This window comes from Flavobacterium sp. I-STPP5a (genome assembly GCF_009764685.1).
Taxonomy (GTDB): Bacteria; Bacteroidota; Bacteroidia; order Flavobacteriales; family Flavobacteriaceae; genus Flavobacterium.
Map to the genome: position 1 here is coordinate 97,181 of NZ_VHLM01000055.1, position 17,130 is coordinate 114,310.

Genomic DNA, 17,130 nt, shown 5'->3' on the forward strand with positions numbered 1-17,130 from the left:
TTAAAAAACGGATAGCGCATATCAAGAATCATATATAACGTTTTCGTTAATAAATATCAGGTTTTAAATAGATTACGTTCGTTTTTTGTATGTTTGATTTTTAAAAACAAGTCTAAATAAATACCATACCACATGATTACAAATACAGAACTAGAGTATAAAGGAGACATGTATCCTAAAAGAATAGTATCGTTTGAACATGATGTTGATTCTGTTTTTTTTCACACATCCAACAGTGTTATTCTAAAAGTAACAGTATTAAGGGATAGTTTAATACGTTTTAGGTTTACCACCAAAGGCTATTTTAGCAATGATTTTTCGTATGCTATTGATAAAAGCCATTCGCATGGGTATAATTTTCTTGAGGTAAGTGAACATGAAGAGTTTTACCAAATAAAAACAAGCAAAGTTAAATGTAGGATTGAAAAATCAGACATGAGACTTTCTATTTATGACTTAGAAGATACAATTATTCTCGTGGACGAACTAGGATTTCACTGGGAAGAAAGTTATGAATATGGTGGGAACATTGTAAAAATGAGTAAGTCCTCAAAAGACGGCGAATGTTTTTACGGTTTAGGTGATAAAGCCACTCAAATGAATCTTAAAGGAAAACGTATTGAAAATTTTGCAACAGATCAATATGCATTTCAAAAAGATCAAGAACCACTTTATAAAGTAGTTCCGTTTTACATAGGTTTACACAACAAAAAATCATACGGAATTTTCTTTGACAATACTTTTAGAACATTTTTTGATTTTTGTCATGAACGTCGTAACGTAACTAGTTATTGGGCCGAAGGTGGAGAGATGAATTATTATTTTATTTACGGTCCACAAATGCAAGATGTGGTAACAACTTACACGGATTTAACAGGTAAGCCAGAATTACCACCTTTATGGGCATTAGGTTACCACCAATGCAAATGGAGTTACTATCCCGAGAGTAATTTAAAAGATGTTGCTGCTAAGTTTAGAGAGCTAAAGATTCCTTGCGATGCTTTGTATCTTGACATTGATTATATGGACGGTTTTAGATGTTTTACATGGAACAAAAACTATTTCCCGGATCCTAAAAAAATGGTAGCTGAACTTGCCGAAGATGGTTTTAAAACAGTAGTAATTATTGATCCAGGGATAAAAATAGACAAGGAATATTCCATTTATAAAGAAGCATTGGCAAATGATTATTTTTGTAAACGTGCCGATGGTCCTTATATGAAAGGGAAAGTTTGGCCAGGTGAATGTAATTTTCCTGATTTCACAAATCCCACTGTAAGAGAATGGTGGGCGGGTTTATTTAAAGAATTAATATCGGATATTGGTGTAAAAGGAGTTTGGAATGATATGAACGAGCCTGCCGTTATGGAAGTTCCTAATAAAACATTTCCTATGGACGTGCGTCATCATTACGATGGAAATCCATGTAGCCATAGGAAAGCACACAATATTTATGGTACTCAAATGGCTAGAGCCACTTATCATGGTGTAAAACGTTTTGCCTACCCTAAGAGGCCATTTGTTATTACACGATCAGCTTATGCTGGTGCACAACGTTACACTTCTTCATGGACAGGTGACAATGTAGCTACGTGGGAGCATTTATGGATTGCAAACATACAAGTACAGCGTATGTCCATTTCAGGAATGGGTTTTACAGGTTCAGATATTGGTGGTTTTGCAGAGCAACCCTCGGGGGAATTGTATGCTAGATGGATACAATTAGGAGTATTTCACCCCTTTTGTAGAACGCATTCTTCTGGAGATCATGGCGATCAAGAACCTTGGGCTTTTGATGATGAAGTGATTGATATTACTCGAAAGTTTGTAAATTTACGATACCAATTGTTGCCTTACTTGTATACCATGTTTTGGCAGTACATCGAAGAAGGTGTACCAATGTTGAAGCCATTAGTGTACTTTGATCAAGAAGATCCTCAAACCCACTATCGAAATGATGAGTTTGTTTTTGGCAATCAAATATTAGTCTGTCCCATTTTAGAACCCAATGCTTTAGGTAGAAGAATGTATTTACCACGTGGCGAATGGTATAATTATTGGACTAACGAGTTGTGTAAAGGAGGAAAAGAAATTTGGGTGGATACTAAGTTTGATCAAATTCCAATTTTTATAAAAGCAGGATCTATTATTCCAAAATATCCGGTTCAACAGTACGTGGGAGAACTTGAGTTTGATGAATTGATACTAGATATTTTTTACAAAGAGGGTAAAGAATTATCCGTGGTGTATGAGGATGCGCAAGACGGTTATGATTATAAAAAGGGGCGCTACAGTTTTATGTCTTTCCAAGCTACTGGTAAAGAAAATGAATTGATCATTCAATCGCATCAAGAAGGGAAGTACGTTACCAATTATTCAAAGTATAAAATGAATTTAATAGGATTGCCTTTTAAGGTTAAAACTTTAGAAATTGATAATGTAGCAGTCGCATTTGATAGTAATACCTTAGAAAAAGAAGGATATATTCTTGTTGAAAAAGGATTTACATCTTTTCATATTATGGGTAACTTGGATTAATATTGAAACTATTTTTAATAATTATGTAAGTACAGAAGGTGCATTTATTGTATTTTTGATTCTTATAAAATTACAGTTATGAAAAAATACGTATTAGTTGGTATGATCACTTTAGGTTTGATATATTCTTGCGCTACCAATCCCATTACAGGTAAAAAAACACTCAATTTTGTACCAAATAATCAGTTGTTCCCAACAGCCTTTCAACAATATGATACATTCCTGAAAGAGAATAAAGTAATTACAGGAACTGCTGATGCAAAGAAAGTAGAAACTATTGGTTTCCGAATTAAAGCGGCTGCAGAAAAATATTTAAAGTATTTAGGTCAAGGACAGTATTTAGCAGACTACCGATGGGAATACAAATTAATTGAGAATAAAGAGATAAATGCTTGGTGTATGCCTGGAGGAAAAATTGTAGTGTATTCCGGGATTTTACCTGTTACTAAAGATGATGCAGGTCTGGCGACGGTTATGGGGCATGAAGTTTCACACGCTCTTGCAGATCATGGCGCGCAACGTATGAGTGCATCTCAGTTGCAACAATTAGGCGCCGTTGGAGTAGCAGTTGCCACTGGAGGCAAAAGTGAAAAAACACAACAAATATGGAGTCAGGCGTATGGTTTAGGGTCTCAGTTTGGCGGTATGCTTCCTTTTAGTAGAAGTCATGAAACAGAGGCTGACAAAATAGGACTGGTTTTAATGACTATTGCAGGATATAATCCTGAGATGTCTATTTCTTTTTGGCAGCGTATGTCGGCTCAATCTAATGGTCAAGCACCACCAGAATTTATGAGTACGCACCCATCTGATGCGACCAGAATTACTAATTTACAAGCATACATACCCGAAGCTAAAGCAATAGCTGCTAAAATAGGAGTACTGAAATAGTATATAAATTTGTTTTCAAGAAAAGCTATCCGTAATGGATAGCTTTTCTTGTTTATAAAAGATGATTTCATGAATAATGATTTCTTAATGTGTAAAAAATAAAGGTTTTGCATTGTTCTTGAAAAAAAATAAATACATTCGTAACCAAAAAAAAGCACATGGCTAAATTAGAAAAAGGAAGTAAAAAATTATTAAATGCCTGGGCTTTTTATGATTGGGCAAACTCCGTCTATACCTTAACAATTGCATCAGCTGTTTTTCCTATTTTTTATGATGCATTGTTTGCCGACCGCAGTCATTATATTGATGTTTTTGGGATGCACCTTAAGAATTCAGCGTTGATAAGCTTTATCACAGCTTTTGCTTTTTTGCTAGTTTCATTTTTATCTCCGTTATTATCTGGGATTGCTGATTATGTTGGAAATAAAAAGGCGTTTATGAAATTCTTTTGTTATTTGGGGGCCTTATCCTGTATGGGTTTGTATTGGTTTGACCTTGATAATATATATGTTGGTTTATTATTTTATTTATTAGGACTAATAGGATATTGGGGGAGTTTGGTTTTTTATAACTCTTATTTACCAGATATTGCCCATGAAGACCAACAAGATCAAATAAGTGCCAAAGGCTATTCCATGGGATATTGCGGGAGTGTTATTCTATTAGTTATTAATTTATTAATGATTATGAAACCTAAGCTTTTTGGAATTTCAGGCACTGATGGAGAAGCTGCAATGAAGGCAATGCGCTACTCTTTTGTTATGGTAGGTGTTTGGTGGATTCTTTTTAGCCAATATTCATATTATTATCTACCAAATGGAAACAAAAATAATGGTCACAAAGTTACCCGTCAAGTAGTGTTTAATGGTTTTAATGAACTCAAAAAAGTATGGCTTTTATTGCAAGAAAATAAAGCTTTAAAAGCATATTTAAGAAGTTTTTTCGTGTCAAGTATGGCAGTTCAAACCGTGATGCTGGTAGCAACTTATTTTGGTGCTCAAGAAATTGAATGGCCAACTAAAGAACAAGGTACAACAGGTTTGATAATTTGTATTTTGCTTATTCAATTGGTCGCAGTTTTAGGCGCATTTTTAACGTCAAAAGCCTCTAATAAATTTGGTAATATTCCAACTTTAATCTTTATCAATTGCTTTTGGGTATTATTATGCCTTGCAGCTTACTTGATCACACAACCAAAGGAATTTTATATTATGGCCAGTTGCGTAGGACTTGTTATGGGTGGCATTCAGTCATTATCTAGGTCTACTTATTCAAAGTTGTTGCCTCAAACTACAGATACGGCATCTTTTTTTAGTTTTTATGACGTAGCCGAAAAAATAGGTATTGTTATAGGAATGGTAGTTTATGGAATTGTAGATCAAAAGACTGGAAGTCCTAGACTTGCTATTGCTATATTGGCGCTTTTCTTTATAATTGCTGTAATTCTTTTGAGCAAAGTTCCAAAAAAAGGTGTTTTACAATCGTAAAACACCTTTTCAATATCTTTTAAAATAGGTTTTTTAGGATTTCGATATACTTCCTGATCCACTTACTTTGGTGTCTTTTTTCTTTGGATCACCTTTGTATTGAATGTCACCCGAACCCGAAACTCTAGCGTGTAAGTTATCAGAACAAAAAACAGTAGTATCTCCTGAACCTGATACGGCAGTATGAACGTTTTTAGCCTTCAGTTTTGAAGTATCTATATCTCCAGAACCGTTTAGAGCTGTATTTAGTTCCGCTGTAGTTCCTGAAATAGTGACATCTCCGGATCCTGTTACATCTATTGCAACTGAATTTGATGCTACTTCTAAGTTAATATCTCCAGAACCAGTTAACTGCACTGATAACGAATTACTATTGATCGTTTTTTTTGTATTAACATCACCAGATCCAGTCAAACTTATTTTGTTGATTTCCTCAAAGGGAACCGAAATCAAAATTTGTTTGCCTTGACTCGTGCTGAAGTATTTATTTTTTTCGGAACTAATTTTAAGCACATTGTTTACAACTTCAATTTTTAAGAAAGGAATTAAATTTTCCTCTCCTTTAACAGTAATGTCTCCTTCTTTTCCTGAAACCAGTTCTACATCAAAGAAACCAGATACAGCAATGGCATCATAATTTGTTGTGGTTCTTTTTTCAGAAACTATGTTTCCATTTCCTTGAATTTTACTTTTGCTAGACCACTGAGCAAAGGCTAAATTTGTTGATAATAAAGCGCAACCTGCAAGTAATAAAAGTGATTTTTTCATAATTAATTTAGTTAAGTTTATTGGTTTTGTGTTAGTATAACGTTTCCATAATTAGAATTAATATTCAGATTGTTCATGCCTTTTCTTTTATGAAAACCAGTGTATTTTTTTGTTTGCATGGCGTCCTCTTTACTATCCATTTCAAGAGAACTATCGTATTTTAAATTAGCGTATTTTAAAACAGCGTTCAAGTCAAAATAATAACTAGGATGATATCCAATAGAAATCCCAGTATAAGAGGATGTAATAAAAACGGATTTCGCTTTCGAATTAATGGAAGTAATGTTCAGGGAACTGTATTTTGTGTTCATAGACATAGTTCCCATGACGTCTCCTATTTGAATTGTGAGATAATCTCCGCTTGCTTCTAGGTTTCTTATTTTTGCAAGTTTAATTTTGCCATAATCACTTTTATAAGCAATCACATCAGCAGTTTGAATTTCAATATCAGTATAGTCAGAAGACAATTGTAGTTTGGCAACCTCATTAATTTTAATACTTGAATATCGGGCGTTTATTTGTCCGTTTTTTATGAATTCTACGCTAGAATTAGAGCAATATTCTATACTTACCTCACTATTTCCTTGTAATTTTCCAGTCGTAATTTTCCCATATTTGCATTTTATTTCCGCATTTGCATCAATATCTGTTGTAGTGATATTTCCATACTTGTTATTCAATTTTATACTGCCGTTTCTAGGAATTTTAAGTATGTAATTTATTTCAAAACTATTTTTTTTTCCGGGACTTTTAAAATTTGAATTTCCCAAAATTGTTTTTGCAGCAACTAATCCCTTTAATGCTTGGATTTCAATTGTTATAGCATCGATTCTTTGGTTTACCCAATCTTCATTGTTGCCACTAACTTTTATTTGGATGTCCAGTTCTATTTTATCTTCGTCCCAAGTTGTTACTACAAGTGCGCCATAAGAATTGTCTACCGCAAGTATGGCATCAGGATTGACATAATAGGCCTTTTTGATGTTTTTTTGTTTCGAATGCACAAAATCTATATTCGTGGCCTGCGACAAAAATGGTATAAAGAGCAATATGAATAATAGGTTACATCGTTTTTTCATCAGGAAGTACTTTTTTTTGTTCATTAATTTCAAGATGTTCTAATACTTTTTGTAAAAAAGAAATCCTAGTTTGTAAGTTGCTAATCATGGCATAGATAATCTGCTTACTCTCGCCATTGGCTTCTAATTCCTGAATAATTTTATCATAATCAGCATCTAGAATTTTCATTTGACTTAAAGCATCCACTATGATTTTTTTGTTCTCAGGAGATTTTTTTTCGTTAATTTTTTCTAATTCTCTTTCAATTAGAACTGTAAAAATAGAATCGGTTTGAATGGTTTCTTTTGATGCATATTGTAATTCCGAGGGTTTCTTATAAGCTGTATCACCAATAGTTGTAAATAGAAATATTGCTATTGACGCTGCAATGCCAATACTTACTATGAATCTCCAATTAAATTTCTTTTGACTTAATTTTTCTTTAAAACGCACTTCATGATTTGCATCTAAATTCTCAATGTCCCATTGAAATTGGTGTTTACTAAAGAGTTCGTCTATGGGGTCTTCTTTCCTTTTCATATTTCCTCTAATTTTTTTCTCAAACTGTCTTTTGCTCGGCTCAAGGTTGTTCTGCAATTTACGTAGCTAATATTAAGTATTTCACTAATCTCTTCTTGGTCATATCCTTCAATATAAAATAATGTCAAAACCATCTGATAGTTGTATTTTAAAGTTGCTATGGTTTCTAAAATTTGTTTGACTTTTAAATTAGTAAAGTCACTATCAATTGAGAAATCCGAATCTACATCTTCAATTTTATGTAAAGTCACCTCAAAATCTTCCGCCTTAAACTGATTATTTTTTTTATAAAAATCAATGCTTTGGTTGACCACAATTCTTTTTAACCAAGCGCCAAATGAAACTTCTTGTTTGTAATGTTCTAGTTTTGAAAATGCTTTCAAAATACTTTCTTGCATAACATCCTCAGCATAATGACTGTCTTTTACAATTCTTATAGCTACATTATACATAGCAGAAGCATAACGATTGTATACTTCGTATTGTGCTTTTTGATTGTTTTGCTTGCACAATACAATCAGCTCCTCGATATTACATTGGTTAATGTTCAAATAATGTTTTCGTTTTAATAAAGACTTGGCGATGGTGCAAATGTTACACTTTGTATAAAAATAAATTTTAAAGATATTGATTTACCGCAAACCATTTGTTTTTATGAATCTTATTTATAAGATAATTAGCATTTGATTCATTTCTTTTGGCATAAAGATTGAGACTTTTACTTTATGGTCATTTAATAAAGATTAATCCTTGTTTTTTTCAATAAAGACGATTCTGAAATCCTATATTTGTGATCCAAAAACTTTTTTTAATGACAAAAAGACTTAATTAAATATATGTCAAATCATAAAATACTTACCATTGACAATTTGTCACTTCAAGAATTTGATTCAGAAGCAGATTTAATTCCATTATTGACTCCAGAGGACGAAGAAGAAATGAATAATGAAGCTTTGCCTGAATTACTATCCATTTTACCTTTACGAAACATGGTTTTATTTCCAGGAGTTGTAATTCCTATTACAGCCGGTAGAGATAAATCTATAAAATTGATAAATGATGCTAATGCTGCGGGTAAAACCATAGGAGTAGTGGCTCAAATTAACGAGGAAGATGAAGATCCAACCAAGGATGATATTCATAAAATAGGTACTGTTGCTCGAATTTTACGCGTTTTAAAAATGCCGGATGGCAATGTGACTGTTATTTTACAAGGTAAAAAACGTTTCGAAATTGATTCGGTAGTTTCAGAGGAACCGTATTTAACCGCCAAAATCAAAGAAGTTCCAGAAAAACGTCCGAAGAAAAATGATACGGAATTCTTAGCCATTCTTGATTCCATAAAAGAACTAGCGATTCAAATTATCAAAGAAAGTCCTAATATTCCTAGCGAAGCAACTTTTGCAATAAAAAACATAGAGAGTCAATCTTTTTTAATCAATTTCGTGACTTCAAACATGAATTTATTAGTTAAAGAAAAGCAAGATTTACTGGCTATCAATGAACTGAAAGGAAGAGCATTAGAAACTTTGCGTTACATGAATATAGAGTTGCAAAAACTCGAATTAAAAAATGATATTCAGTCTAAAGTTCGTTTTGATTTAGATCAGCAACAACGAGAATATTTCTTGCATCAGCAGATGAAAACCATTCAAGAAGAATTGGGTGGCGTTTCGCAAGAGGAAGAAATGGACGAGATGCTGCAAAAATCCTTAACCAAAAAATGGGACGATAAAACCAAAAAGCATTTTGAAAAAGAACTTTCTAAAATGCGCCGAATGAATCCTCAGGCACCTGATTTTGGTATTCAAAGAAATTACTTAGAGTTGTTTCTAGATTTGCCTTGGAACGAATACTCCAAAGATATTTTTGATTTAAAACGCGCTCAAAAAATCTTAGATAGAGACCATTTTGGACTCGAAGATGTGAAAAAACGAATGATAGAACATCTTGCTGTGTTGAAATTGCGTAATGATATGAAATCGCCAATCATTTGTTTGACAGGACCTCCGGGTGTTGGTAAAACTTCTATTGGGCGTTCTATTGCAGAAGCGTTGGGTAGAGAGTATGTGCGAATTTCATTGGGTGGTTTGCGTGATGAATCTGAAATTCGTGGTCACCGAAAAACGTATATTGGCGCTATGCCAGGCCGAATCATTCAAAGTTTGAAAAAAGCGGGTACATCAAATCCAGTTTTTGTTTTAGATGAAATTGATAAATTGTCAAACAGTCATCAAGGTGATCCATCATCAGCATTGCTTGAAGTTTTAGATCCGGAGCAAAACAATTCTTTTTATGATAATTTCCTAGAAATGGGCTATGATCTTTCAAAAGTAATGTTTATTGCAACGTCAAATAATATGGCAGCCATTCAGCCTGCTTTGCGAGACAGAATGGAAATCATCAAAATGTCTGGCTATACCATTGAAGAAAAGGTAGAAATTGCGCGTCAGCATTTATTTCCTAGACAATTAAAAGAACATGGTTTAACTACTAAAGATTTGACTATTGGTAAAAAACAATTGGAAAAAATTGTGGAAGGCTATACCAGAGAATCGGGCGTGCGTGGACTTGAGGGTAAAATTGCGCAAGTGATTCGAAATGCAGCCAAGTCAGTTGCAATGGAGGAAGAATATAATAAAAAAGTAACCGATGAAGATCTTGTAAAAACACTTGGTGTTGCGCGTTTAGAACGCGATAAATATGAGAATAATGATGTAGCGGGTGTAGTTACTGGATTAGCGTGGACTTCAGTTGGTGGTGATATTTTGTTTATCGAATCTTTACTTTCTCCAGGGAAAGGTACCATGACTATTACTGGTAATCTAGGTACTGTCATGAAAGAATCGGCTACAATTGCTTTGGAATACATTAAGGCCAATACCAAACTTTTAGGATTAGAATCGGATATGCTTTCTAAATACAACATTCATTTGCACGTTCCTGAAGGAGCTACGCCAAAGGATGGACCAAGTGCAGGTATTGCTATGTTGACGTCATTAGTTTCTTTGTTTACTCAAAAACGTATCAAGAAGAACTTAGCCATGACTGGCGAAATTACTTTGCGTGGTAAAGTATTGCCTGTAGGCGGAATCAAAGAAAAAATTCTTGCTGCTAAAAGAGCAAATATTAAAGAAATCATCTTATGTCATGAAAATAAAAATGATATTGACGAGATCAAACCAGAATATCTTGAAGGACTAACTTTTCATTATGTAAAGGAAATGAGCGAAGTATTGGAATTTGCACTTACAGAACAAAAAGTAAAAAACGCAAAAACTTTGTAAATAAGTCGTTTTCGAAATCAATAGAAATCCAAATTCCTAAACTGTTTTTCAGCTCAAGAATTTGGATTTTTTTATAAATGGGATATCGTTATTGCAATAGTGCGTTTACTTTTCGTATGAAAATAGTTGGGAATAATTATAGTTATTTCAATTGGTCGCCTTCATATAGCTTAAGTTCTTTTTTATTTATAGGGTTGAATTCTTTGTCAAAACTGGATGTAAACCAAATGATTCAAAAAGGTTTTAAACTGAACTATTGATTTTAAAGACCGAATTGTCCCTTTTTAAACTTTTCTTTTTCTAAAAAATAATATCTTCGCACTGGCGTTATCATTGTATACTTTTGGCGCTTTTGCAACATGTTTAAAAAAATATTGATATTCACTTTATTACTCTACGGTACCGCATCAATCGGTCAGATAGGCGGTAAAACAATATATCAGTTTTTAAATCTCGTTGCTTCTCCAAGGCAAGCGGCATTAGGAGGTAAGGTTTTGACTATATATGATAATGATGTGAATCAGGCTCATTTTAATCCAGCCACAATCAATGCCGAGATGGATAATCATTTAGCACTGAATTACGGAAATTACTATGGTGCGCTTACGTACGGAACTGCTTCGTATGCGTACACCTATGACAGACACCTGCAAACGTTTCAAGCCGGTGTGAATTATATTAATTATGGTAGTTTTGAGGGCTATGACGAAAATGGTCAAGCCACATCTGCCTTTTCAGGTAGCGAAGTATCCTTATCTATGGGGTATGCATACAATGTTCCTTATACCGATTTGCACATTGGAGCTAGTGCCAAGTTGATTTCGTCTAGTCTAGAAACCTATCATTCTTTTGGAGGAGCATTAGACATTGGTGCTTTATATATTGATGAACGGAACGATGTCAATTGGGCGTTGGTCATACGGAATCTAGGTACTCAATTTTCAACTTACAATGGTGTTCGAGAAAAGTTACCTTTGGAGGTTTTAGTAGGAGTGTCGCAAGAGTTAGAAAATGTTCCTATTCGATGGCATTTAACATTAGAGAATTTACAACAATGGAATATTGCTTTTGCTAATCCAGCGCGATCAGAACAATCATTTGATGGAACAACAACTCCTGAAAAAGTATCTTTCTTAAATAATGCTTTGAGGCATGTAATTGCTGGAGTAGAGTTGTTCCCAAAAAGAGGATTTAACTTGCGTTTGGGTTACAATTTTAGGCGAGCCGAGGAATTACGCATTCTGGAACAACGTAATTTTTCTGGACTTTCTTTTGGCTTTGGACTCAAATTAAATAAACTCAAGTTCAATTATTCCTATTCCAGATATACGCCTGCTGGAAACACAAGTCTTTTTGGGCTAACCATAAATTTTCAAGAATAGTTTATTCATTTCAATTACCTTAAATTTTATATTTTGACAAAAAAAATTACCATTGCAATAGATGGATTTTCATCAACGGGAAAAAGTACGCTAGCAAAACAATTAGCGAAACATTTAGGATATATTTATGTAGACACAGGAGCAATGTATCGTGCAGTAACTTTTTTTGCTATGAAGCAAGGGTACATCAATACAGATGCTTTTGATAGTACCTCTTTAATTGCTAGTTTGCCTGCAATAAGACTGCATTTTGAATTTAATGCGGAGTTAGGATTTGCAGAGGTTTTTTTGAACGATTTCAATGTTGAAACCGAAATTCGAACCATTGAAGTATCGCGTTTTGTGAGCAAGGTTGCAGAGGTTTCGCAAGTTCGAGCTAAATTAGTTGAACAACAAAAAGAAATGGGCAAGAACAAGGCTATTGTTATGGATGGACGAGACATTGGTACTGTGGTATTTCCTGATGCCGAGCTTAAAATATTCATGACAGCAAGCGCCAGCACGAGAGCACAAAGGCGATATGATGAGTTAATAGCTAAAGGTGATGCAGTAACATATGATGAAGTCCTAAAAAATGTAGAAGAAAGAGATTACATAGATACCCATCGCGAAGATTCACCCTTAGTGATGGCTGAAGATGCAATTGAAAATGATAATTCACATTTGAGTCGTGAGGAACAATTTGCTCAAGTTTTAGAAATGGTCAACGATATCACTAAAACGATATAATTATTTGCAGATATCATTTTTAATGGTAGATTTACGCCTTGTAAATTTTTTAAAGTAAAAAAAAAACAATTCATCTCATGGGAATTAAAAATAGATTGATCATAATGAGTTTTCTCCAGTTTTTTGTTTGGGGAGCTTGGTTGATTACAATTGCAAATTATTGGTTTGGTACAAAAAGTTGGGAAGGAACCCAGTTTGGATTGGTTTTTAGCACCATGGGAATAGCGTCATTATTTATGCCAACTCTAACTGGTATATTGGCAGACCGATGGATCAATGCTGAAAAGTTGTACGGAGTGTTACATATATTTTATGCAGCAGTATTGTTTTACATTCCTCAAGTTACAACACCTGAAAATTTTATTTACATCATGCTTTTGGCTATGTGCTTTTATATGCCAACTATTGCATTGAGTAATTCAATCTCTTACAACGCGCTTAAATTAAACAATAAGGATGTCATTAAGAATTTTCCACCTATAAGAGTTTGGGGAACAGTTGGTTTTATAGCAGCTATGTGGATTACTAATTTAACAGGCAATAAAGCAACTGAATATCAATTCTATATTGCGGGATTGGCAGCTGTAGCACTTGGTTTGTATGCATTTACTTTGCCACCATGTAAACCACAACGATTGTCAAAAGAAAATGCTTCTTTGATGGAGACTTTAGGATTGGAGTCCTTTAAATTGTTTGCTGATTATAAAATGGCGTTGTTCTTCGTTTTCTCCATGTTTTTAGGAGGAGCATTACAATTAACAAATGCTTACGGAGATGTTTTCTTGGATGAGTTCAAGCATTTTCCTAAATACGCCGATTCATTTGTAGTAGAATACTCTACAATTATCATGTCGATTTCTCAAATTTCAGAGACTTTGTTTATTTTAGCAATTCCGTTTTTCTTGAAACGTTTTGGAATTAAGCAAGTCATGTTAATCAGTATGCTCGCTTGGGTATTGCGTTTTGGGTTGTTTGCTTTCGGAAACCCTACAAGTGGTTTATGGATGATTATTATGTCATGTATAGTGTATGGAATGGCGTTTGACTTTTTTAATATATCAGGATCCTTATTTGTTGAAACAAATACAGATACCAAAAACAGATCGTCAGCTCAAGGATTGTTTATGATGATGACCAATGGAGTAGGAGCGGTTTTAGGTAGTTTTACCTCTGGTTGGGCAATTGATAAATTTTTTACGAAATCATTTGCGGGAACTGGCGATTTAGCAGCTTTCTTGCAAACGGAACCTACTAATGCAAAAATGGCAGAGTTTGTTACAAGTCAAGGTAAAACTATCGGTACAGACGGCCTTTTTGATTCGGTTATACTTATGAAAGATTGGCACACAATTTGGCTATCTTTTGCTTTGTACGCGCTAGCAATTGCAATAGCTTTTGCGGTTTTGTTTAAGCACAAGCACAATCCTTTGGATGTAGAAAACGTAAGTCATTAAATAGTATATCAATATAAAAAACCCGAGATCAAAGAATTGTTCTCGGGTTTTTTTTATAATTTCAAATCAATTATTCCTTTAAGGAGTCTTTAAAGGATTGCAGATTATATTCACTTTCGAAATCCAGAATTTTCAAAACTTCAGGTAGTGTTATTATCTTTCTTTGAATTAAAGTTCGTAAAAAAGGGTATATTGATTCATGTTGCGCCTCATATTCTTGTCTGAAAAAGATTTTATTTTTGACACCATTTTGTAAACAATATTCAATCCAATTATTTGTACCGTTTGAAGCTAGTGGTTGTAAATCTAAACGATCAAGATTACTCTTGTAATATATTTCACCAATAAAATCCCCAACAGATATTTGAACTGATTGAATTTCTGACAAATCAATTTTAGTATTGTTTGCCACAAGGTATTCTTTTTCAAAAAGAATGAATCCCTCTAATTTGCCTTTGATTGGCTTGATTCTGTCTGTTCTTGTTATACCTAAATAGAAGTAAATTATAGCGAAAATTATTAATATGAAGGAAAAAATACCATGGTAGGGTTGTACTCGTATATTCAAAAACAAGGTTACAAAAAATGCCAAAGGGATATAAAAAGCTATATTAGTGTTGATTGTCAGTTTGTTTTTATCAGGTATAAAAATTTGAAATGAATTGTACATAAACGTTTTTTTCTTACAAATATATGTAATTAGTAAGAAATTGAACTGATAAAGAGGATTACATCGTATTACATTCCTATCTTGAACAATACCAACCGGTACAGCTCAGTATTTCGCTCCTGATTTTCAAACAATTATCTCGTGTTTAAAATTTTGGTATTCAAAATTAATGTATTACTTTTGCAGTCCTTAAGGTGAATAAGAGTTTCCTTTAGGGTTATATAAAATATACAAACAACTTCTGCTGTTTTCTATCACATTATGAAACTCGAGAAAATACAGAATACAAATTTTTAATCAGCATGTCTGAACAAGTAAAATCACAAGAAGAGTTTTTAGCAAATTTTAACTGGCACAATTTCGAAGAAGGTATTGATGCTGTTGATGAAAAAAACTTATTAGAGTTTGAAGAATTAGTTTCTAAAACTTTTATTGCAACTGATCAAGAGGAAGTTGTAGAAGGTACAGTTGTAAGAATTACAGATAGAGACGTTATCGTTGATATCAACGCTAAATCTGAAGGTGTAATTTCATTGAATGAATTCCGTTACAACCCAGCATTAAAAGTAGGTGATACTGTTGAGGTATTAATTGATATCCGTGAGGATAAAACAGGTCAATTAGTATTATCTCACCGTAAAGCACGTACTATCAAATCTTGGGATAGAGTTATTTCGGCTAACGAAACAGGTGAAATCGTTAATGGTTTTGTTAAATGCAGAACTAAAGGTGGTATGATCGTTGACGTTTTCGGAATTGAAGCGTTCTTACCAGGATCTCAAATTGATGTTAAGCCAATTAGAGATTACGATGTATACGTAAACAAAATGATGGAGTTCAAAGTTGTGAAAATTAACCACGAATTTAAAAACGTAGTTGTATCTCACAAAGCGCTTATTGAAGCGGATATTGAAATCCAGAAAAAAGAAATCATTGGTCAATTACAAAAAGGACAAGTATTAGAAGGTGTTGTTAAAAACATTACTTCTTATGGTGTGTTTATTGACTTAGGTGGAGTTGATGGATTGATTCACATTACTGACCTTTCTTGGTCTAGAATCAACCACCCATCTGAAGTTCTTGAATTAGATCAAAAATTGAACGTTGTAATCCTTGATTTCGATGATGAGAAAACAAGAATTCAATTAGGATTGAAACAATTAAACGCTCACCCATGGGATGCTTTAAATGCTGATTTGAAAATTGGTGATAAAGTAAACGGTAAAGTAGTTGTAATCGCTGATTACGGTGCATTTATCGAAGTTGCTGAAGGTGTTGAAGGTTTAATCCACGTTTCTGAAATGTCTTGGTCTACGCACTTGCGTTCAGCTCAAGATTTCGTAAAAGTTGGTGATGTTGTTGAAGCTGTTATCTTAACTTTAGATAGAGATGACCGTAAAATGTCATTAGGTATCAAACAATTGTCTCAAGATCCTTGGACTGATATCACTGCTAAATACCCAGTAGGTTCTAAGCACACAGGTATCGTTAGAAACTTTACAAACTTTGGAATTTTCGTAGAATTAGAAGAAGGAATTGATGGATTAATCTACATCTCTGACTTATCTTGGACTAAGAAAATCAAACACCCATCTGAATTCGTAAACGTTGGTGAAAAACTTGACGTTGTAGTATTAGAGTTGGATGTTGATGGACGTAAATTATCTTTAGGTCACAAACAAACTACTGCTAATCCTTGGGATCAGTATGAAGATTCTTTCGCTGTAGGAACTATCCACAATGGTGAAATTTCTGAAATTGTTGACAAAGGAGCTACTGTAGAATTCGGAGATGATATCGTTGCTTTCATTCCAACTCGTCACCTTGAAAAAGAAGACGGAAAGAAATTGAAAAAAGGCGATACTGCTGATTTCAAAGTAATCGAATTCAACAAAGAATTCAAAAGAGTAGTTGCATCTCACACTGCTATCTTCCGTGAAGAAGAAGAGAAAAATGTGAAATCAGCTTCAGAAAACACATCATCTAACTCTTCTACAAATGCACCTGCTGCAACTTTAGGAGATAATAATGATATGTTAGCTGCATTGAAAGCTAAAATGGAAAAATCAGAGAAAAAGTAATTTCTTGATTTTTTGAATATAGAAAGTCCCACAGCAATGTGGGACTTTTTTTTGTGGTTGTATTTTCTAGGAGCTTTGTCCTGCTATTCGCTGCAATCTTTTTTATAGCGTACAGCCCTCAAAAGGCTGCACACTATAAAAAAGGATTTACGCTGCTATCAGGGCTAGGGAATTAGTTTTTAGTGGATATTCTTTACTAATCATTTTAGTTTTTTAATTATGCATCGTTCAACTTTTTCTCACC

At 33.7% G+C, this 17,130-nt stretch carries 13 protein-coding genes; 8 read left to right on the forward strand and 5 right to left on the reverse strand.

Features of this window, described 5'->3' with window-relative positions; genetic code table 11:
• The first annotated feature begins 132 nt into the window (after positions 1-132).
• The 3 genes from FJV36_RS10280 to FJV36_RS10290 all read left to right on the forward strand — a co-directional run bounded on the left by FJV36_RS10280 (position 133) and on the right by FJV36_RS10290 (position 4,916).
• On the forward strand, positions 133-2,538 hold the full coding sequence (locus FJV36_RS10280; RefSeq protein ID WP_158729753.1) for a glycoside hydrolase family 31 protein: 2,406 nt from the start codon (positions 133-135) through the stop codon (positions 2,536-2,538).
• Positions 2,539-2,616: 78 nt separating this feature from the next.
• Entirely contained in the window at positions 2,617-3,429 is an 813-nt protein-coding gene (locus tag FJV36_RS10285; protein ID WP_158729752.1) for a M48 family metallopeptidase, read from the forward strand.
• Between the two features lie 158 nt (positions 3,430-3,587).
• Complete coding sequence (locus FJV36_RS10290; protein ID WP_158729751.1) at positions 3,588-4,916, forward strand: MFS transporter; 1,329 nt, start codon at positions 3,588-3,590, stop codon at positions 4,914-4,916.
• Positions 4,917-4,949: 33 nt separating this feature from the next.
• Here the strand turns inward: FJV36_RS10290 and FJV36_RS10295 are convergent, their stop codons facing one another.
• The 4 genes from FJV36_RS10295 to FJV36_RS10310 are packed head-to-tail and all read right to left on the reverse strand — an operon-like array spanning position 4,950 to position 7,834.
• Positions 4,950-5,684 carry a head GIN domain-containing protein gene (locus FJV36_RS10295; protein WP_158729750.1) on the reverse strand — a complete coding sequence of 245 codons (735 nt, stop codon included), beginning with the start codon at positions 5,682-5,684 and terminating at the stop codon, positions 4,950-4,952.
• 17 nt (positions 5,685-5,701) lie between these two features.
• Positions 5,702-6,763 (reverse strand): hypothetical protein, encoded by a 1,062-nt coding sequence (locus tag FJV36_RS10300; RefSeq protein ID WP_158729749.1) that lies wholly within the window; start codon positions 6,761-6,763, stop codon positions 5,702-5,704.
• Positions 6,747-7,283 carry an anti-sigma factor gene (locus FJV36_RS10305; RefSeq protein WP_158729748.1) on the reverse strand — a complete coding sequence of 179 codons (537 nt, stop codon included), beginning with the start codon at positions 7,281-7,283 and terminating at the stop codon, positions 6,747-6,749. Before FJV36_RS10305 ends, FJV36_RS10300 begins: the two co-directional genes overlap by 17 nt.
• Positions 7,280-7,834, reverse strand: a complete 555-nt coding sequence (locus tag FJV36_RS10310) for an RNA polymerase sigma factor (protein ID WP_158729747.1) — start codon at positions 7,832-7,834, stop codon at positions 7,280-7,282. Before FJV36_RS10310 ends, FJV36_RS10305 begins: the two co-directional genes overlap by 4 nt.
• A gap of 285 nt (positions 7,835-8,119) precedes the next feature.
• On the opposite strand from FJV36_RS10310, the gene lon reads away from it, so the two are divergent.
• From lon to FJV36_RS10330, 4 genes are all read left to right on the forward strand, one after another.
• Positions 8,120-10,570, forward strand: a complete 2,451-nt coding sequence (lon, locus tag FJV36_RS10315; protein WP_158729746.1) for an endopeptidase La — start codon at positions 8,120-8,122, stop codon at positions 10,568-10,570.
• Positions 10,571-10,929: 359 nt separating this feature from the next.
• Positions 10,930-11,952 (forward strand): type IX secretion system protein PorQ, encoded by a 1,023-nt coding sequence (porQ, locus tag FJV36_RS10320; RefSeq protein WP_158729745.1) that lies wholly within the window; start codon positions 10,930-10,932, stop codon positions 11,950-11,952.
• 33 nt (positions 11,953-11,985) lie between these two features.
• On the forward strand, positions 11,986-12,681 hold the full coding sequence (cmk, locus tag FJV36_RS10325; RefSeq protein WP_158981069.1) for a (d)CMP kinase: 696 nt from the start codon (positions 11,986-11,988) through the stop codon (positions 12,679-12,681).
• A 77-nt stretch (positions 12,682-12,758) separates the two neighbouring features.
• Positions 12,759-14,135, forward strand: a complete 1,377-nt coding sequence (locus FJV36_RS10330; RefSeq protein ID WP_158729743.1) for a nucleoside permease — start codon at positions 12,759-12,761, stop codon at positions 14,133-14,135.
• Between the two features lie 70 nt (positions 14,136-14,205).
• Here FJV36_RS10330 and FJV36_RS10335 read toward each other — a convergent pair whose 3' ends face one another.
• Positions 14,206-14,805, reverse strand: coding sequence for a hypothetical protein (locus tag FJV36_RS10335; RefSeq protein ID WP_158729742.1), 600 nt, complete (start codon positions 14,803-14,805; stop codon positions 14,206-14,208).
• Between the two features lie 302 nt (positions 14,806-15,107).
• On the opposite strand from FJV36_RS10335, the gene rpsA reads away from it, so the two are divergent.
• Positions 15,108-16,886 (forward strand): 30S ribosomal protein S1, encoded by a 1,779-nt coding sequence (gene rpsA, locus FJV36_RS10340; protein WP_144891072.1) that lies wholly within the window; start codon positions 15,108-15,110, stop codon positions 16,884-16,886.
• The last annotated feature ends 244 nt before the right edge of the window (positions 16,887-17,130 follow it).

Excerpts from the sequence above, each read along its gene's own strand:
- FJV36_RS10280 (WP_158729753.1), top strand. The coding sequence starts at position 133 with ATGATTACAAATACAGAACTAGAGTATAAAGGAGACATGTATCCTAAA.
- FJV36_RS10285 (WP_158729752.1), top strand. The coding sequence starts at position 2,617 with ATGAAAAAATACGTATTAGTTGGTATGATCACTTTAGGTTTGATATAT.
- FJV36_RS10290 (WP_158729751.1), top strand. The coding sequence starts at position 3,588 with ATGGCTAAATTAGAAAAAGGAAGTAAAAAATTATTAAATGCCTGGGCT.
- FJV36_RS10295 (WP_158729750.1), bottom strand. The coding sequence starts at position 5,684 with ATGAAAAAATCACTTTTATTACTTGCAGGTTGCGCTTTATTATCAACA.
- FJV36_RS10300 (WP_158729749.1), bottom strand. The coding sequence starts at position 6,763 with ATGAAAAAACGATGTAACCTATTATTCATATTGCTCTTTATACCATTT.
- FJV36_RS10305 (WP_158729748.1), bottom strand. The coding sequence starts at position 7,283 with ATGAAAAGGAAAGAAGACCCCATAGACGAACTCTTTAGTAAACACCAA.
- lon (WP_158729746.1), top strand. The coding sequence starts at position 8,120 with ATGTCAAATCATAAAATACTTACCATTGACAATTTGTCACTTCAAGAA.
- porQ (WP_158729745.1), top strand. The coding sequence starts at position 10,930 with ATGTTTAAAAAAATATTGATATTCACTTTATTACTCTACGGTACCGCA.
- FJV36_RS10330 (WP_158729743.1), top strand. The coding sequence starts at position 12,759 with ATGGGAATTAAAAATAGATTGATCATAATGAGTTTTCTCCAGTTTTTT.
- FJV36_RS10335 (WP_158729742.1), bottom strand. The coding sequence starts at position 14,805 with ATGTACAATTCATTTCAAATTTTTATACCTGATAAAAACAAACTGACA.
- rpsA (WP_144891072.1), top strand. The coding sequence starts at position 15,108 with ATGTCTGAACAAGTAAAATCACAAGAAGAGTTTTTAGCAAATTTTAAC.